The sequence below is a fragment of the Campylobacter sp. RM12640 genome (assembly GCF_020137595.1).
Taxonomy (GTDB): Bacteria; Campylobacterota; Campylobacteria; order Campylobacterales; family Campylobacteraceae; genus Campylobacter_E.
Genome location: NZ_JACGAU010000014.1, coordinates 21,989 through 47,331, shown reverse-complemented (window position 1 = coordinate 47,331; position 25,343 = coordinate 21,989). Strand labels below are relative to the sequence as shown.

The following is a 25,343-nucleotide window of genomic DNA, read 5'->3' as shown; positions in this document are numbered from 1 at the left end:
TTTTAAATTCTTTTATCATATAAATTCTTGCTATCTTTATATGCCATTAAAATAGCTAATAAATCTCTTTCATCTTTTACTTTGCGTGGGTCAATCTTACTTAAAATCTCTTCCATACTTTCACGAGTGCTAGAGCCTTTTACTTCTATGGGTTTTCTTTTTATATTCTCATCTTTTTCGGAATTTTCTTGTGAATATTTCTCTCCAAAATGTTTTTCATAACCATTTTGCTCTTTGTATAAATCAACTTCTATTTTTAAAGCCAAATAACCGATTTTAAATTCATCTAAATCATCAAGAGCAAATAAATCCATAAGCCTATCCATAAAGCCACCACTCCCACAAAAGACATCTCCTAGCTTTATATTGCCTTGAGAAAATCTGCTTAGATAAAACTCAGGCACGCTAGTATCTCCAAAATTTGTATCATTAGTAGCAAATCTAACGCCCACAATCTCGTTTTGCTTTAAAAACTCTAAAAGTTTTAAATCGTTTTTAATAAATGCTTGATTATAAATATTATTAGCTTTTGTATTTATTTGTAAAGCGTCTAGCTTAGAAAGAGCCTTTTTGTCATCGTTTTCGTTGAAAAATGCAGGGTGTAAAGAATTAATCACTTTTACCATTTCTTCAGCTCCGACACTCTTGCCCGTTTCTATCCAGTATTCTCGCTCTTTTTTACTCATTCCATAAAAAAGCATACCTTCCATAAACTCGCTTTCAAGCATAGCGTGAAGCTCTGGATACTTAGATTTATTTACACTCAAAAGTATTCTTTGCGTATTATTTGGCTCATAAGTTCCACATTCATCTTGTGGAACATCTTTTAATAAATTCATAACTTGTTCTTTTAGATTATCTTTAGGAGTTTGAGTGGTTGGAATTTGATTTTTAATATTTGTTTGATAATTTATATAATTGTTATTTGTTATTTGCATTTTAAACCCCCGTTATTTTTCTATATCGGTAGGTTTAAAAAAATATTAATAGATATTTATTTATATCTAAACTCTTTTATAAAATTTTTAGCTTTAATTCTTATCTATATAAAATATTAATCTTTATTCATTTTAACAATTTTATAAATTTCCTTTACTCTAAACTCTTTTATCATATAAATTCTCGCTATCTTTATACGCCATTAAAATAGCTAATAAATCTCTTTCATCTTTGATATTTTGAATATCAAGTTTGCTTAAAATATCTTCCATACTCTCACGAGTGCTAGAGCCTTTTATTTCTATGGCTTCGTAAGGTTTTTTATCTTCAGTTTTGTCTTTTTTATCTTCAGCTTTTTCATCATTTTTATTTATTGTTGATATTTCATCACTTGGTTTTGTATTTTCACTATTTTGGATACTTTCATGCTCTTTGCCTTGCTTTATCTCATCAATTCTTGCTAGATACCTTTGTTTGAACTCATCTTCGCTAATATTTCTTGCATTAAATAGCTTTGCTATTATTACATCTTGATTCCATTTATAATCTCCTAAGCTATCAGAATGCTCCTTTAAAAAATCTTTTAAATCTTTTTGCACATCTTGATTTGCTTCAGAACTAAAGGCTCTTTCATAAATTGTATTCGTATACATATCGCCATATAAAGCATCTTGATGTTCAAGTAACATATAAATAACCATACTTTGGATTTTTGCTTCATTGCTATTAGTTGGGTAATTAAAATCCAAGCTATCGTGAGTATCGGGGTAAAACATTTTAATAAAATCATCATATCTTTTTGCATTTTCTTTATTTTCAAGTCTTCCTTGAACTAATGCTTGATTATTATTTGGCTTTTGTAATGGTAAGTTATAATTATTTGAACTAATTTTCATATTTTACCCCTTTAAAATAATTTAATAATTAGTAAATATATTAATTAAATATAACTAAATATAACTTTAAAAAGATTAAGTAGCAAAACTTAATTTAAACTAACGATTAAAAAAAATTAGATAAATTCAGCAAAAAATTATCTAAAAGAGTTTTATTATGAGTTTTATGGAAATTGTTATTATTTTAATAGTTGCTGTTTTGGTTTTAGGACCTGAAAAACTACCTGGCACTATAGTTGAAATCGCAAAATTATTAAAGGCTGTTAAAAAACAAATTAACGAAGCTAAATCAAGTATAGAAAACGAAATCAATATTAGCGAATTAAAAGATGAAGCTAGAAAATATAAAGAAGAAATCACAAAAGCAAATGATAGTATCAGAAAAAAACTAAGCTTTGAAGAATTTGATGAGATTAAAAATACTTTAAGTGATTTTGAAAAAGACGCACAAAATGCTTTAAATAGCACTATTGATAGTGTAAAAAATACAGAAAACTCAAATCAAAATTCAAATTCTACAGAAGAAAAAAATATAAATACAGAAGAAAAGCAACTTAGCAAAAGAGAACAATTTTTAAAAGAAAAGAGCGAAAATGTTTGAAGAATTAAAACCACATTTAGTTGAACTTAGAAAAAGATTATTTATTAGTGTAGTTGCTTTGATTTTAGCTTTTTTTGTATGTTTTGTATTTTGGAAACCAATACTACATTTTATTTGTGTTCCACTTATGAATGTATTGCCTGAAGGCTCTGAAATTATATTTTATAAACCACAAGAGAATTTCTTCACTGCTATGCAAGTTTCTTTATTTGCAGCATTTCTTGTAGCATTGCCTATAATTTTGTGGCAAGCTTGGAAATTTGTTGAACCAGGTTTATATGAGAATGAAAAAAGATTTGTAGTGCCTTTTGTATTTAGCGCTACTATTATGTTTTTGATTGGTGCGGCGTTTTGCTATTATTTAGTAGTTCCTATTGCTTTTGATTTTTTAATCAATTTTAGCGGTGGAGAATATAAGGCTATGCCTTCAATTTCTGAATATGTGAGCTTTTTTACAAAATTAGTAATTGCATTTGGATTAGGATATGAATTACCTGTTGCTATATTTTTCTTAGCAAAAATTGGTCTTGTAACTGAAAAAACTCTTATTAGAAATTTTAGAGTTGCTATATTAGTTATTTTTATATTCGCAGCAATTATGACCCCGCCTGATGTATTTTCGCAATTTTTAATGGCAATTCCTTTAATTGGGCTTTATGCTATTTCAATTTATATTGCTAAAGTAGTAAATCCAGCTGACCCTGATATAGATAGCGAAGATGATGAAAAAGAATTATTAGAAGATAAAAATGCTTGATAATTTACTAAGTTCTTATGATTATGATTTGCCAGAAGAATTAATAGCAAAATACCCTGCAAATCCTGCTGATAGTGCAAAACTATTAGTATATGAAAAAAATAGTGGAAAAATTACTCATAGTGTATTTTATGAATTAGCTAATTTTTTGCCTGAATGTGCTTTGATTTTTAATGATACTAAAGTATTTAAAGCTAGATTTTATGGCAATAAAATTAGTGGTGCAAAATGTGAATTATTTATAAATAAAATTCTAGCAAATGATGAGTTTTTAGTGCAAGTTAGGGGTAAAGTTAAAGAAGATGATATTTTAATTTTTCAAGATAATTTAAACGCAAAAATATTAAAGCTAAACGCAGATGGTACTAGAATTGTGAAATTTTATAAAAACAATGAAGTTTTAAAAACCGATAAGGTTTTAAAAATTAGCGAAAAAATCGGACATATTCCACTACCACCATATCTTAAAAGAATGGATAATTTAGATGATGAGATAAATTATCAAAGCGTATTTGCTAAAAATATTGGAGCTGTTGCAGCACCTACTGCGTCATTGCATTTTACGAATAGAGTTTTAGATAGTCTAAAAGATAAAAAAAGTGCTTATATTACTTTACATGTTGGTGCAGGAACTTTTGCTAGTGTAGAATGTGAAAACATACAAGAACATAAAATGCATAGCGAATACTTTAATCTAAGCGATGAAGCAATAAAATTAATTAATAGCGATATACCTATTTTAGGGGTTGGCACAACTGCTACAAGAACAATAGAGTATTATGCAAGGACAAAAAAAAGTAGTGGTGAATGTGATTTGTTTTTAAACCCATCTAATAGGCCAATTAGACAAAATTATTTATTAACAAATTTTCATTTGCCAAAATCAACTTTAATTATGTTAGTAGCTAGTTTTATAGGTAGGCAAAATACTTTAAAACTTTACGAAGAAGCTATTAAAAATAAATATAAATTTTACTCATACGGCGATGCAATGCTTATTATTTGAAAGGAAAATATGAAAAAATTATTATTAATTTTAATCTCAACCTATCTATTTGCAGATTCTAAAATAGATTTTTCTGATAAAGATACAATACTTTTATTTGTAGTTTTAGGTGGCTTAATAGTTTTATTATTAGCTTATATTTACAAGCTAAAAATGAAATTAAAAACTAAAAAAGTAAAAATGTTTAGTGTTAGCGATGAAGCAGAATTTGAAAGTGAAAGTTTTGAAAAATCATCTTTATATTTTGATTTACAAGAAGTGTTTTTATATTTTTTCAAAACGCTAAATTACGAAGCTAGTGTTAAAAATAACATATTTTTAGTTAGACAAGATATGCTATATCTAAACGATAACAATGAAAAATGTATGCCAAATAGGTATTTTTATGGAGATTATACAAATATTATCAATGCTATTTGGGCTGCTGCTGATTTGATTAATCAAAATGTAGAAAATGAAACCATATTTATTGATATTGGAATTATTAATAATATGCAAAATAGAACTCTTTTATGCGTTGATATTGGAGTTTGTGGTGTTGTTGATGATAAAAAAACTGAATTATTTAAAAGCTTTACTAATCCTAAAAAACTATCTATTTCAGAACAATTACATAAATTTAGTGGATATATGAAAAAAATTGATGGTTCTAGTTATGCCTTTAAGGATACAAATGAAAGAATTAATCACGCAATCTGTCTTAGTATCCCAATACTAATCAATGATAAAGAAAATAATTTACCAGATGTAACTCCAAAAGATAGATTAAGTGTTTTAATAGTTCATAACAATATTGATATATCAAAAACAATCACTGCAAATCTTGAAAGCTATGAAATTAACTGCGTTCAAAACCAATCAAGTAATGGTCTTTTAGAGAAAATTGAAGATGGGGTAAATTGCGCTTATAGAGCTGTTTTATTAGACGCAAATCTAATCAATACTTTTAATGAATATGATTTAAATCGTTTAGTAAAAGCACAAGATGAGTATTGCTTTAAATTAATTCTCATATTAAACAACCACAAAATAACACCTAATATTGAAAAGATTATTCAAGAAGTAGATTTCCTACCATTACCATATACAATTGATAATATTCGCTCAATTGTAAATATCATAAAAACTCAACAAGAAAAATTATTAAGCTAATTTATTAATTAGCTTAATTTTATAGTTTTAATTAATTTAGCTGGAACTCCTGCTACTATTTGAAATTCCTCAACATCTTTAGTAACCACCGCACCAGCTGCTATTATTGAGCCTTTTTTAATTTTTACTCCGCTAAGTATTGTGGCATTTGACCCAATCCAAACATTATCTTCTATTGTTATTGGCTTTAATACCATATCAGAGCGTTTAAATGGATTTATATCATGATTTATAGTAGCTAATACTACATTATGCCCTATTAAAACATTATTTCCTATATAAATTCCTCCTTGGTCTTGAAATTTACAACCGCTATTTATAAATACATTTTTGCCTACTGAAATATTTTTACCACAATCCGTATTAAAAGGCGGAAATAAAGTAAAACTTTTATCTACTTCTTTACCAATTAATTGAGAAAATAATTTATTTAATTCTTCTGGCTCATTATAAGTATTGTTAATTTTAAAAGTTATTTTCATAGCTTCCTTAGCTTGTTTAAGCATAAGTTTATACTCAATAGAATTTGCTTTTACATACTTAATCATAATTAATCCTTATTTTTAACATAAAACCTAGCATTAATTTTGCCATTACCTAAAAGCTTTTTTAACTCATCTTTACTAATGCCATAAATTGTTCCTAATTTAGTAAAACTCCAAGAATTATTATCATAATAAATTACTATATTATTAGCATTATATAAAATCAAATCAAGTGCTTTAGCTTGAAAATATTTATCATTAGTAGGAAGATTTTTATCAATTCTTCCTACCTTTTCAAACCCACCATAATCATTCATTAAAACATTCAAATCAGACTTTTGTAATACTTCATAAAGAGCAGTTGATGATGAATTACTTTCTAATTTTATTCTTAATTCTTGATTATTTATTTCAACATATATTTCATCATTGCTAAATCCATTTAACATACAAAAAGCTCCTAAACCAATAAAAATGCTAAAAACTTTTCTTAAGTATATGAATAATTTCATCTTTATTAAGCTCCTTATAACCACCATTTAAAATGAATACATTATTAGCAATATCTTCAATCAAGCTTTCATCTACTGATAAATCTTTTATATTCATACAAAGACCTAGCTCACTCATCCAATCTCTCATAGCAAATAGTCCTAATTTAGCTATTTCTTCATCGCTTTTATTATCTTTTATACCCCAGACATTAATAGCAAACCTTTTAAATTTCTCAATATTATAAGGCATTATATATTCATAATACGCCAAACTAATAGCACTTAAAGTAGCTCCGTGCGTTGCATTGGTAAAGCCACCAATTGCCTGACCTATCATATGAACCATCCAATCTCCATTTTTACCACAATGAAGCATAGTATTTAATGCTAGAGTACTTGCCCACATAATATCACTTCTAGCCTTATAATCATTAGGATTTTTGTTTGCAATTTTGCTTGATGAGATTATTGAACGCATAAGCCCTTCTGCTAAATAATCGCTCACATTATCATCTTCTTTTGAAAAATATTGCTCTAAAATATGATTAAACGCATCATAAATTCCATTTATCATTTGATATTTGCTAAGACTTAAAGTGTATTTAGGATTTAATATAGAAAACTTAGGAAATACTCTTTTATCATTAAACACTTTTCCTATTTTTTGATGAGTTTTTTCATTTGTAATTACACTACCACCATTCATTTCAGAGCCTGTCCCACACATTGTCAAAATACAACCTAGCGAAACTACATCACAATTTGGCTCAAGTTGATTTATAAAATACCTATCCCAATAATCATCGCTTGAGTTTATACTAACTGCTAAAGCTTTTGTATAATCACAAACAGAACCGCCACCTAAAGCTAATAAAAAATCAGCTTTATGCTCTCTTGCTATCTTTACACCTGAGTTTAATTTTTCTAAAGTAGGATTTGGCATAACACCATCAATATATGCTACATTTTTGCCTAATTTATCTAGTATTTTTACAATTTGGTTAAAAATACCATTTTTATGCACCGAGCCGCAACCATAAACCAAAACAATATTTTTACCATATTTACTTAATTCAAATTCTAAAGATTGCTCTACTTCATCAGTAAAATAAATCTTAGTTGGATTGTGAAAAATAAAATTATTCATAAAAAATCTCCTTGTTTTAAAAGTAAAATAATTTTATTTATTTTTAGTAGAAATATCAAATACTTATAATATATAATTAATTATAAAAATTAATTATTTCTAAGGAATATTATGGAAATTAGAGTTTTAAAATATTTTATAGAATCTGCAAAATTACAAAATATAACTAAAGCAGCTAATAAATTAAATCTTTCTCAACCAAATCTATCAAGACAATTAAAAGATTTAGAAGTAAAATTAGGGCAAAAACTTTTTATTAGGACAAATTATAAAATCATTCTCACAAAAGAAGGAGAAATGCTTTATAAAAGAGCTTGTGATATTTTAGATTTAGTTGATAAAACCAAGCAAGAATTTAAAAATTTAAAAGATTTTAATGGTGGAGATGTTTATATAGGCTGTGCTGAATCAATTGGAATAGTCAAAATAGCAAGAACTGCTAAAAAGCTACAAAATAAAAATATTAAGTTTCATATATTTAGTGGAAACTATGAAAATGTGGTAAATAAATTACAAAATTCTTTAATAGACTTTGCCGTTGTGGTTCAAGAATTTGATATTAGCAATTTTAGTTATTTAGATTTAAATCATAGTGATACTTGGGGGATTATTATGAAAAATACTTCAAAATACGCTAAGCAAAAAGATATAAGCATAAATGATTTATTTCAAATGCCACTTATAGTATCAAGACAAGGTTTTACGCAAGAAATGCCAAATGTTTTAAGGCAAAATCAAGATAAGCTAAATATAGTAGCTACTTATGATTTATTATACAATGCTGCAATTTTTGTTAAAGAAGATATTGGATACGCATTATCTCTTGATAAATTAATTAACACTAATGATGATTTATGTTTTAAGCCTATAAACCCATTAATTACTTCTAATTTAAGGTTAATTTGGATTGATGATAAATTAAGTGATGTTGCGAGAATTTTTTTAAAAGAATTGCAAAAAGACTTAAAAAACTAATTTGAAATTCCTAAGAATTTCAAATTATATTTATTTATTTTCTTCCATAGCTCTTGCTACTTCTTCTGAACTTTGTTTGATTTTATTCATACATTCATTTGCAGTATTTGCTAACACAACACTATCATTTACTTGAGCTATGCTTTTATTTATACTCTCAACAACATTAGCACTAACATTTCTAATAGAATTAATTGTTAAAGTAATTTCATTAATTGATGTTGCAGTCCTTTCAGCAAGTTTTCTAACCTCATCAGCAACCACAGCAAAACCACGACCATGCTCGCCAGCACGAGCGGCTTCAATAGCAGCATTTAATGCTAATAAATTAGTTTGCTCTGCAATATCTTTAATAGTTTGAATAACAGATACAATCTCATCTGATTGAGTATTTAATGAATTAACCAATTCACTACTTTCATTCATAATTTCTGCTATTTCTTGGACATTTTGCACGGTTTTAGCAATAACTTTACTACCTTCATTTGTGCTTTCATCATTTTTTTGTGCTAACTCGCTTACGATTTTATTTTTATTCAAATCTCTTATTACTTGCTCGCTAACATCGCTTGCGAATTTAATTACCTTATAAACCTTACCTTCAACATTATAAACAGGATTGTAACTTGCTTCTAAATATACAGGATTATTATCTTTTGTATATCTTATAAATTGACCTGATTGAAAATGTCCGCTTCTTAAATCTTCCCAAAATTTTCTATAATCACTGCTTTTTACATATTCACTATCACAAAACATAGAATGATGTTTGCCTATAATTTCGCTTTTTCTGTAATTTAATGTATTTAAAAAATTATCATTTGCATCAAGTATTTCCCCGTTTGGAGTGAATTCAATTAAAGCCATAGACTTACTTGCCGCATTAATTGTATTTTTTAAATCCAACAATTCATTTTCGTGTTCTGTAACATCAGCAGCAAACTTAATTACTTTATAAACTTGATTTTGTTCATCTACTATTGGTAAATAATTTGCTTCTAAATAAACTACTTGACCATCTTTTGCAAATCTTTTAAACTGACCACTTTGCGGAATATTTCTTGATAATTCTTGCCAAAAGATTGAATAATCACTTGAATTAACATAATGTTTATCACAAAATATTCTATGATGCTTACCTTTTATCTCTGATAGTGTATATTTTGTAGCTTTTAAAAAATGCTCATTTGCATCAACAATATTTCCTTTAGTATCAAATTCTATAATCGCCATTTCTTTATAAATAGCTTTTAAAATAGCTTCTTTATCTTTTAACTCGTTAATAATCTTGTCTTGTATTTCTTTATTATTTTTAAAAAACATTAAACTACTCCTAATTTTAAAAAAGGAGCGATTATAGATAATTTTATTTAAAAAAGTATTAATAGTTTAAATTAAAGCAAATAATTAATCCAAATCAATGAAAAATTAATTTGGATTAATCTAAAAAATCAACAAATTACAATCACATTAAATTATCATCAATATATTTATCAACATATTTTTCTTTTATTGCAAATATTTCTTCTTTGCAAGCAAAAAATGCTTCAACCACTTTAGGGTCAAATTGAAAACCTGAATTATCACTAATATATTTGCAAACTTCATCAAGTGGCCAAGCTTTTTTATAGCATCTATCACTTGCAAGCGCATCAAAAACATCAGCTAAAGAAACAATTCTTGCATAAATATGAATATCATCACCTTTTTTACCCATTGGATAGCCACCACCCGCATATTTTTCGTGGTGTTCGTGAGCGATGATTGCTGCTGCTTCCATAATTTTACCTTTAAATCTATGCAACATTTCATAGCCTATTTGTGCGTGTTTTTGCATGGTTTTAAATTCTTTTTCATCAAGTCTTCCAGGTTTATTTAAAATAGCATCAGGAATTCCAATCTTACCAATATCGTGAGTTGGAGCACCATAACTAATTAGCGTTACTTCTTCTTCACTTAATCCCATTTGTCTTGCTATGGCTTCGCTTATTTTACCTACTCTTTTTACATGATTTCCTGTTTCTTCACTCTTACTCTCAACCATTTCAGCTATTGAATAAATTAAATCTTTTTGAGCGTTTAAAATATCTTCTTGGAATTTCATTCCTTCATAAATCTTACCTGAATAATCAGCTGCAATTCTTAGATAATCTAAATCATCTTTATCAAAATTATTATTAATATCTGTAAGTTTATTTAAAGCTTGGAATACCCCAATAACTTCGTGCTCACTATTTAAAATAGGCATAGCTAAAATTGATTTAGTGCTATATTTTGTTCTCTCATCATTTGAGCTATCAAAATACGGATTGCTTTTTGGATTATTTTCTAAAATAGCTTCTTTTGTCTCAATTGCACGACCTACTATTCCTTTACCAAAAGGAACTCTAATCTCACCTACTCCATCAGCGTGTAAGGTATAATATTCTTTTCTTTCATTATCAATAAACCACACACTACATCTATCAGCTTGAATGTTTTGTTTAACCATTTCGCCTAAGGTATTTAGGTTGGCTTTAGAATCAGAGTTTTTAGAAATTTGAGAAAAGCATTCAAGTATGGTTTCTAGTTTTTGTTCTTGGTCTAAATTATGTCTTTTCAATACATTTATCATATCACTTTGATAATTTGTATTAAATTGCATAAATGAACCATTTTTAATAATCATTCCATAATCTTTTAAGATATTAAATTCTCTTAATTCTTCTTCTATTTTATCTTTAAAGCAATATTTAATGTGATATACATGGAAAATCACATCATCTCTTACTTGCTCTTGTATTTTTTTTAATAATTTTGGAGTTAAGTGTTTTGAATCTTGTGCTAGTTTTTCTAAACTTGAATCAAAACTAACATCAGCAATTACTTGTCTTATATCAGTTCTTTTATTGATTAATTCCACTATATCATCGTGATAATAAGTATCTGAAGTAAAATATATACTATCTTTATCATAGCTTAAAATAAAGCCAAAACTACCTTCAGTGTGATAGCTCTTAACTGGCTCTATTGTTATATCATCTATTAATAATTTATCTCCTACATTAATTTCTTTATAAACTATAGCAGGACTTCCATTTGGCAATTTTATCTTTGCAAAATCAGGCCAAATTTTATTGTTAAAAAAATGCTCTTTGAGATTATCTATACTTTCTTTACTAGCATATATACAAATACTATCTTGAAGTTTTAAAAAATAATTATCAACATATAAAGCAATAGCACAAATATGGTCTAAATGAGTGTGAGAAATAAAAACATGCTTTATAAAATTATCATCAGTTGGTTTTGGTAAAAATCCAGCATCAATTACACCATTTAAACTAAATTGAATGCAAGTTAAATTATCACTTAAATATTTGCTAACCGAAGAACCTTCAAAAACTATTCTATGTGTGTTAAAAATATTCATATTAATCCTTATTAAATACACTTGAAAACGCTATAAAAGGTTTGCAAGAAAAATTGGGCGTATTATAATTCAATTTTTGTTTATCAAGCCCTAACATTAATCCACCACTTTGATTTATTAAAAAATCCCCAGCAGCTAAATCCCAAGAATTGAGCCTTTCGTATCTTAAATATACATCAGCATCACCTTCTAATAAAGCACAAAACTTTAATGCAGAGCCTATATTTAATGCTGAATATCCGTAGCTAAATGGAATTTTACTATTATTTATATCTTGTTCTTTTCTTAAAGATACTAAAGCTTTATTTGATTCTTTTTTAACTTTATTTAGGATTTCTTGATTTTTATAAACTGGCATATTTTTAGCTGAATAATACAAATTCTTATTGCAAACATCATAAATTACACCTAAAATTGGTCTTGTATTTTCAATCAAACTAATACAAACGCAAAAATTTTTTCTATTTTTTAAATAGTTATTAGTGCCATCAAGTGGGTCAATTAGCCAAAATAAAGATTTTTTTCTTTTTTCATAATCTAAAATCTGTTCTTCAGAACATATATTAATTTTACTTTTTCCTAAAATATCAAATATGATTTCATTAGCTTTTAAATCAGCTGAACTAACTAAAGTTCCATCTGGTTTTGTATTAATTAAAGGGTGTTTTATATCAATTATTTCATCTCCAGCAATTCTTGCTGCTCTTTTAGCAAGAGTTAATAACTCTTGCATTATTTTTCCTTAATCCAAGTCTGACTTCTTCCTATTAAAGAAAATCCAACATATCCTCTTAAAATTAATTTATCATCTTTAAAAGTTGCATTTGCTCTATATAATTTACCACTTTCTGGGTCAATTATATAACCACTTTTATAAGAATTTTCACCATCTTTTTTTAATTTATAAAGCAATGGCGCACCTACTATTTTCATCTTTCTAGCATCTTCTGCATAAGTAAAATAATCATAAGTTTTTTCACAAGATTTACAAAGTTCATCATCGCCATATTCAAACAATTTAACAACTTTGCCAAATAATTCATTATTTTCTTCATAAATATGCCATCTAGCAGTTTTTTTACCATTTTCATCAATACTTATATAATTACCATAATCCTTAGCTAATAAACTACCTAATAATCCTAAACATAAAAATATTTTTTTCATTAAATTAAAGCCTTTTAAAATTTTTTGATTTTGGGTTTATTATATCATCACTTATATTTACAAAATCTTTATTTTTGTATGCAATAACCCCTGCTCTTGCTATCATTAAAGCATTATCAGAACAATATTTAAGTGGAGCTAACAATAATTGCATATTGTTTTTTTTACAAATTTCATCTAATTTAGACCTAAGCAATAAATTAGCACTTGCACCACCAACTACGCCTAATGCTTTATAATTTTTATTATGCAAAACTATGTTTAATTTATTAATTATATGCTTACAAGCAATTCTTTGAAATGCTGCTGCTATATTTGCTTTTTGAGTATCTAAAGTATTATTTGCTATACAATCATTAATAGCTAATCTAACTTGATTTTTAATACCCGAAAATGAATACTCAAGCCTACTTTTACTTGGGATTGGTAAAGAAAACTCATAAGTATTATTGCTTTCATTTTTTGCTAATTCTTCAATAAATACCCCACCAGGATAACCAAGTCCTAGCATTTTTGCAACTTTATCAAAACTTTCTCCAAAACTATCATCACTTGTAGTTGCTATTAAATTTATATCATATTCTTTAGTAATCTCAAGTATCATAGTATGACCGCCACTTACAAGCAAAACTAAAAAATCATTCATTATTTCTTTATCTAAAAATAAAGAACAAATATGACCTTTTAAATGATTTATCGCAATTAATGGTATATTTAAAGCCACACTTAAAGCCTTAGCCATTGCAACTCCGCTTTGAAGCGATACTGATAATCCTGGCTCATTAGTAACTGCAATTGCCTTTAATTCGTTTAAAAAAGGCTTGGTTTTAGCTAATATTTTAGGTAAAGCTTCAGTATGTAGCCTTGATGCAAGTTCTGGCACAACTCCACCAAATTCATTATGCTCATCTTGAGATATTTTTTCATAAAATAAACATTCATAAGTATTTACATTAATAACTGCGATGCTTGAATCATCGCAGCTACTTTCTATTGCTAAAAGTAATTCTCTCATTTTGGCTTAATCATATTTGCAGGAACTACAAATTTATCAAAATCTTCTTCACTAACTAAGCCTAATTCTAAGCAAGATTCTTTTAGACTAATTCCTTTTTTGTGAGCATTTTTTGCAACTTTTGCTGCATTTTCATAGCCAATATGTGGATTTAGTGCAGTTACTAGCATTAAAGAATTATTTAAATTATGAGTAATTTTATCAATATTTGGAGTAATTCCTATAGCACAATTATCATTAAAGCTAATCATACCATCAGCTAATAATCTTAAACTTTGTAAGAAATTATAAATAATCACAGGCTTAAATACATTTAGCTCAAAATTACCTTGAGAAGCTGCAAAACCAATTGCCGCATCATTTCCCATTACTTGAACGCTAAGCATTGTTAAAGCTTCACTTTGAGTAGGATTTACTTTACCTGGCATAATTGAGCTACCTGGCTCATTTTCAGGAATACTAAGCTCTCCTAAACCACATCTAGGACCACTTGCAAGCCATCTAATATCGTTTGCTATTTTCATTAAATTTGCTGCAAGAGCTTTAAATGCTCCGTGTAAAAATACTAAAGCATCGTGGCTTGTAAGTCCATGGAATTTGTTTGGGCTACTTATAAATTTAGTGCCTAAAAGTTCGCTTAATTTTGCTGATACTTTTTCACTAAGTTCTGGATGAGCATTAATTCCAGTTCCAACAGCTGTTCCGCCAATTGTTAGCTCTCTTACATCTTCAAGTGCTTTTAAAATATGTCTTTTTGAGCTTTGCAACATATATACATATCCACTGAATTCTTGACCTAAAGTAAGTGGGGTTGCATCTTGCAAGTGAGTTCTTCCGATTTTAATTATATTTTCAAATTCTTTTGCTTTTTTATCTAGTGTTTTTTCTAGAATTTCTAATGCAGGAATTAAAGTCCTTTCAGTTTCTAAAACTGCAACTATATGCATTGCAGTTGGGAATGTATCATTTGAACTTTGGCTCATATTTACATGGTCGTTTGGATGGACTATTTTTTCTTTAGTAAAATCCATTCCACTAAGTTTAGTAGCAAGATTTGCTATAACTTCATTTAGGTTCATATTTGTTTGTGTTCCTGAACCTGTTTGCCATATAGCAAGTGGAAATTCATCATTATGTTTATTAGCTAAAATCTCATCACAAGCTTTAATAATTGCATCTTTTTTTACATTGTCTAATTTACCTAAATCATTATTTACTAAAGCTAAAGACTTCTTAAGATGCGCAAAAGCGTGGATTAATTCTACAGGCATTTTTTCTGTGCCGATTTTGAAATTCTCTAAACTTCTTTGTGTTTGTGCTGCCCACAATTTATCTGCAGGAACTTTAACTTCACCCATTGTATCGTGTTCTATACGAAAACTCATTTTATCTCCTTTTATTTATAGTTTTTAATTAAATCAAATGTTGTGTTTTTAATAATATCTATTGTGCTAATCTCACATCTTTCATAAATACTATGTGGGCTTAAGATATTTGGACCTATTGAAGCACATAATAATTCATTTTGCTTAGTTTTTAACACTCCGCACTCAAGTCCTGCGTGAATACTACTCATACTAGCTTTTGGATTATATTTTTGTAAAGAATTAAGCACTGCATAAGTAAAATCATTTGGTATAGGCTCCCAAGGCTCATCTTTAGCAAGTAGTTTTGCTTCGTAATTATTAAAATGTGCTTTGGTTTTATAAAAGACTTCATCTAAATCTGCTGAATTATCGCTTCTTGCAAATAATTCAAGCTTTAATTCATCATTATTTTGACTAATAATTGCTAGATTTACGCTAGTTTTTACTATATTTAAATCCCTTGAATAAGACCAAACTCCGTGTTTATAACTAGCAATTAGACTTAAAATATCTTCTTGAATTACTTTTTCACCTTTACTCTCAAGCCTAATTATTTCAATATTTTCACTAGATTTAAGTTCAGTGTCACTATAAAAAATAGCCTTAGCATTTACACTTATACTATTAGTTCTTTCCCCACCACTAAAGCTTACTAATTCAGCATCGTTTTTATATAAAAATAAAGCTAAATCACTAATAGCACTAGGAATGTTTTTAATAATATCAATCCCACTATGACCGCCTTTATAGCCTTTAGTATGAGCTTCATATAAATATTTTTTACTAGGGTTTTTATAATTTAGCTTAATATTTACATTCATCATTAAACTCGCCGCACAACCAATTATTACTCTATCTACACACTCGCTATCAAGATTTAATAAGTGTTTTGAACTAATTTTTAGCTCTAAATTATTTGCACCTATAAGCCCTACTTCTTCATTAGCGGTAAATAAACATTCAAGGTCGCTAAACTCATTCATAGCTTCCATCATAATGGCAATTCCTATACCATTATCAGCACCTAAGGTTGAATTATTTGCCTTAATAAATCCATCACTTTCTATTATATTTATATTAGGTGCATCTCCAACACAAACCATATCATAATGACTTTGCAAGCATATATTAGGATTTCCCTTTTTACATAAAATATTTTCAGCCTTATCAACTAATACTTCAAAACCTTTTGATTTTGCATAATTAATTAAAAAATCTTTTAATTTAACTGCATCAAAACTACAATGCGGAATTGCTGCAATTTGTTTAAAGTTTTCTAAAACTCCCATTCTTTCTCCTTATTTTTAAGCAAACATTAGATTTTAAAGTTTAATAAAGAGTAAGATTTGTGTGTAATTTTGTAATTTATTTTAAAGTGTGTAAATTCGTAATGTTTTTGTAGAATTTAATTCAAATTCTAAAAAGAATTTGAATTAAAAATTTATAGACCTTTAAATCCAAATAATTTATATTGCCATTTTAATTCTGTGATTTTTTTAAGAACTTTTGCTAAAAATCCACTAAAATCTTTGCCTTGAATACTTGCAACGGCATATTTTTCACTAAGAGAACAAACACTTCCTTGGTCTTTATAAATAAATGTTTCTTTAAATTCTTCATTATTTAACCTAGCACTTAAACTTCTTGCTAAATAATTACCTTGCTTGCAAGCTATTTGAGCTGTTGGAGCAAATGGTCTATCATTATTCATAATTAAAGAACAATCTCCTAAAATATAGCAATTTGAATAATTTGGCGCTTGTAAAAACTCATTAACTAATATTCTATTATTTTTGTTTTCAAATACACTATTTTTAATAACTTCATTTCCCTTAACACCAGCTGTAAAGATTATATTTTTTGAATCTATATAAGTATCTTCATTGTTTAAATACAATCTATCCCCAACTTTTTTAATAATTTTATGAGATGTTAAAACTTTTACGCCTAATTTTTCAAGATAATTTCTTGCTACTTTTGCTAAATCTTTGTTATACATAGGCAAAATCTCATCCATAGCTTCAACTATGCTAATTTTTGCATCAATTCCTTTGCTTTTGCAAACTTGAGCTATAGAAGCACATAATTCAACACCACTAAATCCAGCTCCACAAATTACAATATTTTTATAAATACTTTCAGATTTTTCTAAATTAGAATAAATAATTTCTTTGGTTTTTAAAGCGTCTTCATAAGTTCCGATTTCATAAGCTTCATCAAGCCCTTCTATACCAAAAGTATTTTTATTAGCACCTAAACCTACATAAATCTCATCAAAATCATAATCAGTATTTTTGCAATATAATTTATTTCCTTCAATTTTAATAGCACTATCTTGAATAATTACAATTTCACTAGGAATTATATCTTTTAAAGGAATTTTGATATTTTTTTCACTCTCATTTGCTGCAATTTTATGTAATTCTGTAGTTTTATAATGATATGAATTATTATTAATTAGTAAAAATTCAGCCTTTGTTAAATCTTCCTTGCTTAGACTTTTAATTAAAGATAAGTTTGCATATCCAGCACCTAAAAAAATTATTTTTTTCATAACACCCCTTTTTATTGTAATTTAATTAAATATTCTTTAGATTTTTTTTCAATATTATAATTATATATACCATCAAGTTTTATTACAAGACGATAAAAATTTCTATGAACTCCAGTATAAATTTCATCAAAATAATTAGCTTTTATTTCAAATGATTTATTTTTTAAACTTGGATTAATTTTAAAATCCATAACAATTCTATTTGGTTTTTTTAAACTAAATTCCCTAATTAATTCGCTATTTGTTTTAATTGAAATATTTTTTTTGTCTATAACTATTTTAAAATTATTTGATATGTCTAATGATAAAGGTGTATATTCTGTGGTTTTACTAATTTGATTTTCTTTGTTTTCTTCTTTCTTAACTTCAGTAATTTTAGTAGTATTTTGCTCTACATTAGAATTGTCATCATTAGCATTTTCTTGATTTTTTAATGCAAGTTTTATTTTATCAACTTCTTTTAATTCAGTTTTTGCTTCTTCTTTATCTTGGTTTGTAAGCTCTTGGGCGTCAAGTAGCATATAAACTTTATGCCAATCAAGAGCTTCATTAATATCTAATTCAAATTCTTTCAATGTCCCATCTACATTTGTATAAATAAGTTTCATTTTATTTAAAATTCTAGCATCGCTTGGAACACTAAAAGCTGTTTTTTTAAATTCCTTTATCTCTTCAATAGGACTTGGATTATTGATTTTTACAATAGGCACAAATGGATTTTCTCTAGCAAAAAGCATTGAGCTTATTAGTAAAAATAAATATTTTTTCATTATAAATCCTTTCTAAAATAAGCCCTTACTAAATCCATATTTATATAAAATTCTTTCATCAAGGTAAGTGCTAGATATTTACCAAAAAAAGTATTATTAATAATACCATTATTTATGTTAATTGCTCCAATAGTCTGCATTGCTTTTAGTTTTAGCCCTAAGTGTTTTTCTAAATCACAATTATAATTAGAATTAAAATTATTAATATTCAAATTATCCTTAAAAAACTCTGTTAGAAAAATATAATTAATTCTATCTTCAGGACTAAAATCTATGTGAGCTAATTTTTGATTTTTACCAGCTAAAACCTTAGCTTTATAATCATCTAATTTAAAAGCATTTACTAAAAGCTTATTATTTGTAAAAGAAAAAGCCCCACTACCAGCACCAATGTATTCGTGATGTGTGCTTACATATTCATCATTAAAACTAGTTCTATCCTTAGAAAAACTCCAAGAGTTATTTTGCTCATAATCACTAAAGTATTCGCAAATTATCTTATAAAATTCATATTCATTATCTTGTTTATCTATGCCTAATTTAGCTGCAATTATTTCTTTAGTAAGATTAGATTTCATCAGTGGATATAAAGTAATTTGTGATGGAGCAATATTTTTAGCTAATTCAATATCTTTTATTAACATTTGTTTTGTTTGTGATGGAAAATTAAAAATCAAATCAATACTAAAAGTTGGCAAAATACCATTAGCTAATTCTAATTTTTTTACTAATTCTTTTTGATTTCCAAACTTTTCTAAACGATTAACTTTTCTTAAAATTTCATCATCAAAACTCTGCACCCCACAACTAAGCCTATCAATAAGCCCTTTAAAGTCTTTTAAAGCTTCAGGCTTTATATGATTTGGGTCACTCTCACAAGAAATCTCTTCAATACTAAATAAATCCTTACATAAACTAAGTGTTTTTATAAGTTCTGCTTCATTGATTAAAGTAGTTCCGCCACCAACATAAAGTGTATTAAAATCGTATCCTAAATCCTTAAATTGCTGTAATTCAATTCTTAAAGTTTTAAAATATTCTTTACATAATTCTTCATCATAAGCAAATTTGTGAAAGCTACAATAAGGACAAAAAGTATGGCAAAACGGAACATGAATATATAACATTACCTTTTTACCATCTTTAGATTTTTCTAAATTAACTTCATTTTTAAAATTAAACTTAGACTTAAGCTCTTTGTTAAGAAAATTGCAAGTATATTTTAAAGCTTGATTTTGTAAAAAATTCATTAATAACCTTTATTAAAAATTAAAAAATGCCATTAGTTTATACAAATAAAATTAATTCAAAATAACATAAATTAAGAATTAATTTTAAAATTAATATGCTCTTCAAATTCTTTTAAACGCTTGTGAATACTTCTTAATTCTGTAATAGTTGTCCAGTTTTTAGTAAGAACACTAAAACTTGAGCGAACACTACTAAAAGCATTATTGATTTGAACTAAAACACCTAGGGCAATTATTCCTAAGAATAAATTTTGCCCTACTATCAAATAAGCAAAAATCACCATAAATTGCTCGTATAAATATAGCCAAACATCAAAATATCCATAGTGCAAAAACAATCTTTTGTAATTAAACTTAAGCCCTGTAAAAAGCTCAAACATTTGCTCTGGTAATGCGTGATTGGTTCTATCATTTTCTGCATAAACTAGTTCTTTTCTAAAAGCAGCTTCGGCTTTTTGATTGTTATATTCAAGATTAGGAAGTTTAATTCCAACAAACCAAGATATAATAAGACCACCAACGCTTGTTAATAAAGCCCACATAATTAAACCTGATTGAAAATTAAAAATAGGTAAAACCAAATTAGCCCCTAAAGTATATAAAATAGGCAAAAAAGCAATCAAGGTCATAAAAGCCTTTATAATATCAACACCCAAGCTCTCAACGATTTTTGCAAATCTATATATATCTTCTTGGATACGCTGTGATGAGCCTTCTATATAATCATTATTCTTACGCCAAGCCTTAAGATAAGCAAATGTAATAGCTTCTCTCCAAGCAAAAGCAAAATGCCTAGAAAAAAACGCTGTTAATGTAGCTATTAAAATATAAGGTAAAGCTATAAATAAAAAATCACTCAAGCCACTTAAAAACTGCTCGTAGGTGCTATTTTGTGGTGCTGCTTGTAAGAGATTATAAAAATCTTTATACCAATTATTGATTTGTACATTAAGTAAGGTTTGAGAAAAAATTGCAAGTAAAATAAGCAAACTCCCGCCCCAAGACCATAAAAACCATTTTTTAGATAAATAAAATGCTCTAAACATATAAATCCTTGCAAAAAAATAGGCTAATCATAATAATTTATCTTTAATACATTTAGAATTTGAAATATCATTTATGTTTTTTAAATCCCTTTTGATATTGCTCATCAATATAGCCTAATTCTAATAATTTATTAAATATTTTTGCAACAATTGGCCCAGAAGTAGCACCTCCATGCATTCCATGCTCAACTAGAACAACCACGGCATATTTTGGCTCTTCATAAGGTCCATAAGCATTCATCCAAGCGTGACTTCTTGTATAATATTCCATATTTTCTTCTTTCATACGCTTTTTTTCACTTTGAGAAATCCCTACAACTTGCGCTGTGCCTGTTTTGGCTGCTAATGTGATTTTACTCTCTAATAAAGGTTTATATCCTGTGCCTTTAGGTGTATTTGCTACATCATACATAGCTGCTCTAATATATTTTAAATCTTGTTGTTCGCTTTGAGTAAAAATATCTTTTTTAACAATTTCAACTTTTTCTTTATTTATTTCATCTACAAAATGTGGCTTTATTTCATATCCACTAGCTAATTTTGCTGTATAGACTGCTACTTGCATTGGAGTTGCTAGGAAATTACCTTGCCCTATGCTAGTAATTAAAGTTTCACCTTGATACCAAGGCTGGTTATATCTTGAACTTTTCCATACTTTATTTGGTAATATACCAACACTCTCAAGTGGTAAATCAATATCTGTTTTTCTACCAAATCCAAGCTTATATAAACTTGCACTTATATCAGCTATTCCAACTTTTAAGCTGCCTTTATAAAAATAATCATCACAACTTGACCTAATAGCAGTTCTTAAATCCATAACCCCATGCCCATATACATTATGACATCTAAATTTTCTACCACCAAAATCAAAAGAACCAGAACAAGTAAAAGTAGTATTAGTATCTATTTTACCACTTTGTAAAAACGATAAGCCTACGCCCATTTTTACAACCGAACCTGGTGGATAACGACCATTTATAATCTTATTTGTAAATGGGTGGTCTAAATCTTGTATCATCATATCCCATTCATTTTGTGAAATTCCAGTAACAAAAGGATTTAAATCATACTCTGGATAAGAACCTGCTGCAATAATTGAGCCATCTTCAATATTTAAAACAACTGCTGAACCACTAATATTTTTAAACAATTCATCTAAGTATTGCTGCATTCTTATATCAATAGTGAGTTTTATGTCATTTTCCATAATTGGTTTTTGAAACTCAATTTCTTCTACTTCTTGATTGATGGAATTTACTTTTGTAACTTTTTTACCAGGCGTGCCTTGTAATATATCATCATAATATTTTTCTATGCCTGTTTTTCCAATTTTTTTTGTAACTTTTACAACATCATTATTTACCATATCTTCAGCATTTGCCCTTGCCACATAGCCTATTATATGACTTGCTAAAGAATTAAATGGATATAGTCTTTTAACACTTGGTTTTATTAATATATTATCATCTAAATTCAGCTCAAAATAACAAGGATTTATCTTCTCATACTCTATAAAATCTATAATTTCTATTTCATCTTGATTGTAATAGCTATTTTCTCTTTTATATATTTTAATAATTTTATCAATATCTAAATCACTAAAGCATTTTAGAATTTTATTAGTTGTTACATCTAATAAATTACTACTTAAATGTGGTTTTAAAGATATTGAAAATCCGAGCTGATTAACAGCTAATGGGGTATTATTTCTATCTAATATTATCCCTCTAATAGGCGGAATTAATTCTTCTTTGGTTGAATTCTTTTGTGCTAGTTCTTCATAATAATCATTGCTATAAATACTAAGCCAATATACCCTAGAAAGTAGCATTATAAAAAATGACAATATTACAAAAATTACAAATTTTAATCTCACACAATACCTCTAAACAAAATAATTGATAATAAAGATTCAAGGCATATATAATAAATAAAAATATTGCTTAATTTAAGCACTTCTAGTTCAAATAAATAAGAAAATAATAAATTTAAAAATATATCTATAAAATATACAAATATTATAAAAATAATTATCAAAATATCTCTATTTTTAAGTTTGTAAATCAACTTATCATAAAAATAATAAAAAAATATTAAAAACGCTATTGTAGTGCTAAACAGCACTAATCCGTGGGTTATTTCAATAAGACATAGATATAAAATAATAAGCAAGCTAGTTTTATCAAAACCACTTTTTTTAAAATGTATAATCAAAAATACAAAAAAAACCCCGAGTAAAGGTGGTAAAAAAAATGTAATAGAGCATAGTAATTGGTAAAAAAATAAAACAAATATTGTTATATAATAGCTTAACCCAACTCGTTCTTTCATTTAATAAACTCATATATTTTTTCCTGCAATTTATCTATACCTTTTTTACTAGCACTTGATACATAAATTGCATCTTTATATTTTGATTTTAGTTTTGAAAATTCACTCTGATTTAATTTATCAATTTTTGTAAAAACCTTTATATAAATTTGATTTTCATTCATAAAATCTTGTAAATATTCATAAACACCTTCATCTATATCTAAATCATCGTGTCTTGAGTCTATTAAATGAATAAAGCATTTTATTTCTTTTCTTTTTTGTAAAAATTCATTTAAATTCTTGTTCCAAGCAGCTTTTTTATCCTTAGAAACCCTTGCATATCCAAAACCTGGTAAATCTATTAAAATCAATTTGTTCTTATCCGCAAATGTAACTTCAAAAAAATTAATTAATTGAGTTTTGCCTGGAGTTGAAGATGATTTTGCAAGACCTTTGTGATTTGCTAAAGCATTTATTAAAGAGCTTTTACCTACATTAGAACGACCTAAAAAAGCAATTTCACCTAAATTATATTCTTGTGTTTGAAAATATTTTTCACAAGATATTAAAAATTTTGCACTTACTATATTCATTTTGCTATCTCAAAAATTAATTTAACTGGCTTATTAGCTTTATCACTTTTTACTTTATATGTTCCATCATTTTGGTTTATATAAATATAATCTGCTGATAATTCTTTGTTATTTTCTGTAATTTTAACATTCCCTATAAGCTCATAAGTATTTTTATTTACATCATAAACAATCTTATCTGCTTTACCTTTGAAATTATCTTTATTTAAACTTATAGAAAAACTTGTTACATATTGTGCTTCATAGCTAGCAATTTTATTATCCTTATTTGTTCTTATTGTCAATACTTGACAATTTAAATAATCTTTACCTTGCCTTATACTAACATCTTTGCTAAATACCCCAGTTTGATTATCTTTATTACCTTCAAAAATTTTTGCATTAATCTCAATTTTTTCAGCATATAAACTACATAAAGATAATAATAAAATAACTATTTTTCTATACATAAATCAACCTCTTTTAATAATAAATCTGAAGAATTTAAATTATAACTAAAAGAATTAGCATTAATTAAACTATTATTATAAGTTACTTTAGTTTTACTCAAAGAGCTTAAGATTTTTTCATTTATTGAATAATTTAATACATCGCTTTCAAGCTTAATTAGATTATCTTTATATTTGACATCGCCATTTAATACTATAATATTATTTTCTTTAGTTGCTTTATTACTACTTAAATGCTTTTCTAAATCATTTATACTTAAATTAATCAAATTATCTTGATTATTTATTTTGTAATATTGCTTAGCATAAGCTATTTTTTCAAGCTTATTACTAAGCTCATAACCGATAATATCATTAGCTTCAAGGCTTTTAAAATCAAGTTGATAATTCATCTTATCAATATCATAAGGCTTTTGTATTATTATAAAAAAAAGCATAGATAGCATAGAAACTAAAATAATATTAAAAGTTTTTATTAACACTTAATCCACTGCTTTAATTGATTATTTTCTTTTACAATAATTTCAAGCATTTCATGCACACAACCATATCCACCTTTTGTATTTAAAATTCTTCCAAAAATTTTTGCCCCATCTTTAGGAATAAAAGGTAGTTTAACAGATTTTAAAAGGTCTAAATCGTTATAATAGTCCCCTATTGCAGCAACTTCATCAAAAGTAATATTTAAATCTTTCAGTAGTGTTTTAGCACAACTTAGCTTATCTTTAATACCACAATATACATATTCAATGCCTAAATCTCTTGCCCTATTTAAAACAACTTCAGAACTTCTTCCTGTAATAATTGCAAATTTTATACCCAATTCTTTAGCTTTTAAAATAGCAGCTCCATCTTTTACATTAAATTCTTTAATCAAATCAGCATTAGGAGAATAAATAATTTTACCATCACTTAAACATCCATCAATATCTAAAATAACTAATTTAATCAT

General features: G+C 26.9%; 25 protein-coding genes and 2 pseudogenes. 5 read left to right on the top strand and 22 right to left on the bottom strand.

Translation table 11 applies throughout. The annotated features are described in order from the left end of the window. Positions 1 to 2 precede the first annotated feature (2 nt). On the bottom strand, positions 3 to 938 hold the full coding sequence (locus AVBRAN12640_RS06610; RefSeq protein WP_336612977.1) for a hypothetical protein: 936 nt from the start codon (positions 936 to 938) through the stop codon (positions 3 to 5). Between the two features lie 159 nt (positions 939 to 1,097). Next, complete coding sequence (locus tag AVBRAN12640_RS06605; protein WP_336608753.1) at positions 1,098 to 1,835, bottom strand: hypothetical protein; 738 nt, start codon at positions 1,833 to 1,835, stop codon at positions 1,098 to 1,100. A gap of 157 nt (positions 1,836 to 1,992) precedes the next feature. On the opposite strand from AVBRAN12640_RS06605, the gene tatB reads away from it, so the two are divergent. From tatB to AVBRAN12640_RS06585, 4 genes are read left to right on the top strand one after another with little or no spacing between them, the layout of a single operon-like run. Further along, positions 1,993 to 2,436 carry a Sec-independent protein translocase protein TatB gene (gene tatB / locus AVBRAN12640_RS06600; RefSeq protein WP_214118044.1) on the top strand — a complete coding sequence of 148 codons (444 nt, stop codon included), beginning with the start codon at positions 1,993 to 1,995 and terminating at the stop codon, positions 2,434 to 2,436. Next, entirely contained in the window at positions 2,429 to 3,193 is a 765-nt protein-coding gene (gene tatC / locus AVBRAN12640_RS06595; protein ID WP_214118042.1) for a twin-arginine translocase subunit TatC, read from the top strand. Before tatB ends, tatC begins: the two co-directional genes overlap by 8 nt. After that, entirely contained in the window at positions 3,186 to 4,199 is a 1,014-nt protein-coding gene (queA, locus tag AVBRAN12640_RS06590) for a tRNA preQ1(34) S-adenosylmethionine ribosyltransferase-isomerase QueA (protein WP_336608754.1), read from the top strand. Before tatC ends, queA begins: the two co-directional genes overlap by 8 nt. 9 nt (positions 4,200 to 4,208) lie before the next feature. Continuing rightward, positions 4,209 to 5,351: a hypothetical protein gene (locus AVBRAN12640_RS06585; protein ID WP_336608755.1), complete on the top strand. Its 1,143-nt coding sequence runs from the start codon at positions 4,209 to 4,211 to the stop codon at positions 5,349 to 5,351. A gap of 8 nt (positions 5,352 to 5,359) precedes the next feature. Here AVBRAN12640_RS06585 and AVBRAN12640_RS06580 read toward each other — a convergent pair whose 3' ends face one another. From AVBRAN12640_RS06580 to AVBRAN12640_RS06570, 3 genes are read right to left on the bottom strand one after another with little or no spacing between them, the layout of a single operon-like run. Continuing rightward, complete coding sequence (locus tag AVBRAN12640_RS06580) at positions 5,360 to 5,899, bottom strand: DapH/DapD/GlmU-related protein (RefSeq protein ID WP_336608756.1); 540 nt, start codon at positions 5,897 to 5,899, stop codon at positions 5,360 to 5,362. Positions 5,900 to 5,901: 2 nt separating this feature from the next. After that, a complete protein-coding gene (locus tag AVBRAN12640_RS06575; RefSeq protein ID WP_214118032.1) occupies positions 5,902 to 6,348 on the bottom strand; it encodes a cyclophilin-like fold protein in 447 nt (148 codons plus the stop codon). Beyond that, on the bottom strand, positions 6,314 to 7,477 hold the full coding sequence (locus AVBRAN12640_RS06570) for an iron-containing alcohol dehydrogenase (protein WP_336608757.1): 1,164 nt from the start codon (positions 7,475 to 7,477) through the stop codon (positions 6,314 to 6,316). The genes AVBRAN12640_RS06575 and AVBRAN12640_RS06570 overlap by 35 nt, the downstream gene beginning before the upstream one ends. Before the next feature lie 111 nt (positions 7,478 to 7,588). On the opposite strand from AVBRAN12640_RS06570, the gene AVBRAN12640_RS06565 reads away from it, so the two are divergent. After that, positions 7,589 to 8,452, top strand: a complete 864-nt coding sequence (locus AVBRAN12640_RS06565; RefSeq protein ID WP_336608758.1) for a LysR family transcriptional regulator — start codon at positions 7,589 to 7,591, stop codon at positions 8,450 to 8,452. Between the two features lie 30 nt (positions 8,453 to 8,482). Here AVBRAN12640_RS06565 and cetZ read toward each other — a convergent pair. The 17 genes and pseudogenes from cetZ to AVBRAN12640_RS06485 form a co-directional block, all read right to left on the bottom strand. Then, positions 8,483 to 8,911: pseudogene (gene cetZ, locus AVBRAN12640_RS10035) on the bottom strand (energy taxis response protein CetZ); the annotation flags it as partial. A 105-nt stretch (positions 8,912 to 9,016) separates the two neighbouring features. Next, positions 9,017 to 9,775 (bottom strand): annotated as a pseudogene (locus AVBRAN12640_RS10030) (PAS domain-containing protein); the annotation flags it as partial. Between the two features lie 142 nt (positions 9,776 to 9,917). Continuing rightward, entirely contained in the window at positions 9,918 to 11,864 is a 1,947-nt protein-coding gene (locus AVBRAN12640_RS06555; protein ID WP_214118019.1) for an HD domain-containing phosphohydrolase, read from the bottom strand. A gap of 1 nt (position 11,865) precedes the next feature. Then, the gene (locus tag AVBRAN12640_RS06550; RefSeq protein ID WP_336607457.1) at positions 11,866 to 12,597 is read right to left on the bottom strand and encodes a 3'(2'),5'-bisphosphate nucleotidase CysQ; all 732 of its coding nucleotides are present in this window, start codon (positions 12,595 to 12,597) and stop codon (positions 11,866 to 11,868) included. After that, entirely contained in the window at positions 12,597 to 13,031 is a 435-nt protein-coding gene (locus AVBRAN12640_RS06545; protein WP_214118015.1) for a DUF2147 domain-containing protein, read from the bottom strand. The genes AVBRAN12640_RS06550 and AVBRAN12640_RS06545 overlap by 1 nt, the downstream gene beginning before the upstream one ends. A gap of 4 nt (positions 13,032 to 13,035) precedes the next feature. Then, the gene (tsaD, locus tag AVBRAN12640_RS06540; RefSeq protein WP_214119851.1) at positions 13,036 to 14,046 is read right to left on the bottom strand and encodes a tRNA (adenosine(37)-N6)-threonylcarbamoyltransferase complex transferase subunit TsaD; all 1,011 of its coding nucleotides are present in this window, start codon (positions 14,044 to 14,046) and stop codon (positions 13,036 to 13,038) included. Next, positions 14,043 to 15,431 carry a class II fumarate hydratase gene (gene fumC, locus AVBRAN12640_RS06535; RefSeq protein ID WP_214118005.1) on the bottom strand — a complete coding sequence of 463 codons (1,389 nt, stop codon included), beginning with the start codon at positions 15,429 to 15,431 and terminating at the stop codon, positions 14,043 to 14,045. The genes tsaD and fumC overlap by 4 nt, the downstream gene beginning before the upstream one ends. An 11-nt stretch (positions 15,432 to 15,442) precedes the next feature. Next, positions 15,443 to 16,702, bottom strand: a complete 1,260-nt coding sequence (locus AVBRAN12640_RS06530; protein ID WP_336608760.1) for an aminoacyl-histidine dipeptidase — start codon at positions 16,700 to 16,702, stop codon at positions 15,443 to 15,445. Between the two features lie 152 nt (positions 16,703 to 16,854). Continuing rightward, entirely contained in the window at positions 16,855 to 17,967 is a 1,113-nt protein-coding gene (locus AVBRAN12640_RS06525; RefSeq protein ID WP_336608761.1) for an NAD(P)/FAD-dependent oxidoreductase, read from the bottom strand. A gap of 11 nt (positions 17,968 to 17,978) precedes the next feature. Next, entirely contained in the window at positions 17,979 to 18,737 is a 759-nt protein-coding gene (locus tag AVBRAN12640_RS06520) for an AMIN domain-containing protein (RefSeq protein WP_336608762.1), read from the bottom strand. Continuing rightward, complete coding sequence (locus tag AVBRAN12640_RS06515; protein ID WP_239802643.1) at positions 18,737 to 19,987, bottom strand: coproporphyrinogen III oxidase family protein; 1,251 nt, start codon at positions 19,985 to 19,987, stop codon at positions 18,737 to 18,739. Before AVBRAN12640_RS06515 ends, AVBRAN12640_RS06520 begins: the two co-directional genes overlap by 1 nt. Before the next feature lie 71 nt (positions 19,988 to 20,058). Beyond that, positions 20,059 to 21,033, bottom strand: a complete 975-nt coding sequence (locus AVBRAN12640_RS06510; protein WP_214117998.1) for a putative transporter — start codon at positions 21,031 to 21,033, stop codon at positions 20,059 to 20,061. Positions 21,034 to 21,100: 67 nt separating this feature from the next. Then, positions 21,101 to 22,912, bottom strand: a complete 1,812-nt coding sequence (gene mrdA / locus AVBRAN12640_RS06505) for a penicillin-binding protein 2 (protein ID WP_336608763.1) — start codon at positions 22,910 to 22,912, stop codon at positions 21,101 to 21,103. Positions 22,913 to 23,363: 451 nt separating this feature from the next. Continuing rightward, the gene (yihA, locus tag AVBRAN12640_RS06500) at positions 23,364 to 23,942 is read right to left on the bottom strand and encodes a ribosome biogenesis GTP-binding protein YihA/YsxC (protein WP_214117994.1); all 579 of its coding nucleotides are present in this window, start codon (positions 23,940 to 23,942) and stop codon (positions 23,364 to 23,366) included. Continuing rightward, the gene (gene lptA / locus AVBRAN12640_RS06495) at positions 23,939 to 24,391 is read right to left on the bottom strand and encodes a lipopolysaccharide transport periplasmic protein LptA (RefSeq protein ID WP_214119845.1); all 453 of its coding nucleotides are present in this window, start codon (positions 24,389 to 24,391) and stop codon (positions 23,939 to 23,941) included. The genes yihA and lptA overlap by 4 nt, the downstream gene beginning before the upstream one ends. Beyond that, positions 24,376 to 24,873: an LPS export ABC transporter periplasmic protein LptC gene (lptC, locus tag AVBRAN12640_RS06490; protein WP_336607462.1), complete on the bottom strand. Its 498-nt coding sequence runs from the start codon at positions 24,871 to 24,873 to the stop codon at positions 24,376 to 24,378. Before lptC ends, lptA begins: the two co-directional genes overlap by 16 nt. Next, entirely contained in the window at positions 24,867 to 25,343 is a 477-nt protein-coding gene (locus tag AVBRAN12640_RS06485) for a KdsC family phosphatase (protein WP_214117989.1), read from the bottom strand. The genes lptC and AVBRAN12640_RS06485 overlap by 7 nt, the downstream gene beginning before the upstream one ends.

Bases quoted from the DNA above. Each gene is read 5' to 3' on its own strand.
- fumC (WP_214118005.1), bottom strand. From the start codon at position 15,431: ATGAGTTTTCGTATAGAACACGATACAATGGGTGAAGTTAAAGTTCCT.
- AVBRAN12640_RS06550 (WP_336607457.1), bottom strand. From the start codon at position 12,597: ATGCAAGAGTTATTAACTCTTGCTAAAAGAGCAGCAAGAATTGCTGGA.
- AVBRAN12640_RS06575 (WP_214118032.1), bottom strand. From the start codon at position 6,348: ATGAAATTATTCATATACTTAAGAAAAGTTTTTAGCATTTTTATTGGT.
- AVBRAN12640_RS06525 (WP_336608761.1), bottom strand. From the start codon at position 17,967: ATGAAAAAAATAATTTTTTTAGGTGCTGGATATGCAAACTTATCTTTA.
- AVBRAN12640_RS06530 (WP_336608760.1), bottom strand. From the start codon at position 16,702: ATGGGAGTTTTAGAAAACTTTAAACAAATTGCAGCAATTCCGCATTGT.
- AVBRAN12640_RS06570 (WP_336608757.1), bottom strand. From the start codon at position 7,477: ATGAATAATTTTATTTTTCACAATCCAACTAAGATTTATTTTACTGAT.
- AVBRAN12640_RS06585 (WP_336608755.1), top strand. From the start codon at position 4,209: ATGAAAAAATTATTATTAATTTTAATCTCAACCTATCTATTTGCAGAT.
- AVBRAN12640_RS06520 (WP_336608762.1), bottom strand. From the start codon at position 18,737: ATGAAAAAATATTTATTTTTACTAATAAGCTCAATGCTTTTTGCTAGA.
- AVBRAN12640_RS06485 (WP_214117989.1), bottom strand. From the start codon at position 25,343: ATGATTAAATTAGTTATTTTAGATATTGATGGATGTTTAAGTGATGGT.
- AVBRAN12640_RS06610 (WP_336612977.1), bottom strand. From the start codon at position 938: ATGCAAATAACAAATAACAATTATATAAATTATCAAACAAATATTAAA.
- lptA (WP_214119845.1), bottom strand. From the start codon at position 24,391: ATGTATAGAAAAATAGTTATTTTATTATTATCTTTATGTAGTTTATAT.
- tsaD (WP_214119851.1), bottom strand. From the start codon at position 14,046: ATGAGAGAATTACTTTTAGCAATAGAAAGTAGCTGCGATGATTCAAGC.
- AVBRAN12640_RS06515 (WP_239802643.1), bottom strand. From the start codon at position 19,987: ATGAATTTTTTACAAAATCAAGCTTTAAAATATACTTGCAATTTTCTT.
- AVBRAN12640_RS06545 (WP_214118015.1), bottom strand. From the start codon at position 13,031: ATGAAAAAAATATTTTTATGTTTAGGATTATTAGGTAGTTTATTAGCT.
- queA (WP_336608754.1), top strand. From the start codon at position 3,186: ATGCTTGATAATTTACTAAGTTCTTATGATTATGATTTGCCAGAAGAA.
- AVBRAN12640_RS06510 (WP_214117998.1), bottom strand. From the start codon at position 21,033: ATGTTTAGAGCATTTTATTTATCTAAAAAATGGTTTTTATGGTCTTGG.
- AVBRAN12640_RS06580 (WP_336608756.1), bottom strand. From the start codon at position 5,899: ATGATTAAGTATGTAAAAGCAAATTCTATTGAGTATAAACTTATGCTT.
- tatC (WP_214118042.1), top strand. From the start codon at position 2,429: ATGTTTGAAGAATTAAAACCACATTTAGTTGAACTTAGAAAAAGATTA.
- yihA (WP_214117994.1), bottom strand. From the start codon at position 23,942: ATGAATATAGTAAGTGCAAAATTTTTAATATCTTGTGAAAAATATTTT.
- tatB (WP_214118044.1), top strand. From the start codon at position 1,993: ATGAGTTTTATGGAAATTGTTATTATTTTAATAGTTGCTGTTTTGGTT.
- AVBRAN12640_RS06605 (WP_336608753.1), bottom strand. From the start codon at position 1,835: ATGAAAATTAGTTCAAATAATTATAACTTACCATTACAAAAGCCAAAT.
- AVBRAN12640_RS06565 (WP_336608758.1), top strand. From the start codon at position 7,589: ATGGAAATTAGAGTTTTAAAATATTTTATAGAATCTGCAAAATTACAA.
- AVBRAN12640_RS06555 (WP_214118019.1), bottom strand. From the start codon at position 11,864: ATGAATATTTTTAACACACATAGAATAGTTTTTGAAGGTTCTTCGGTT.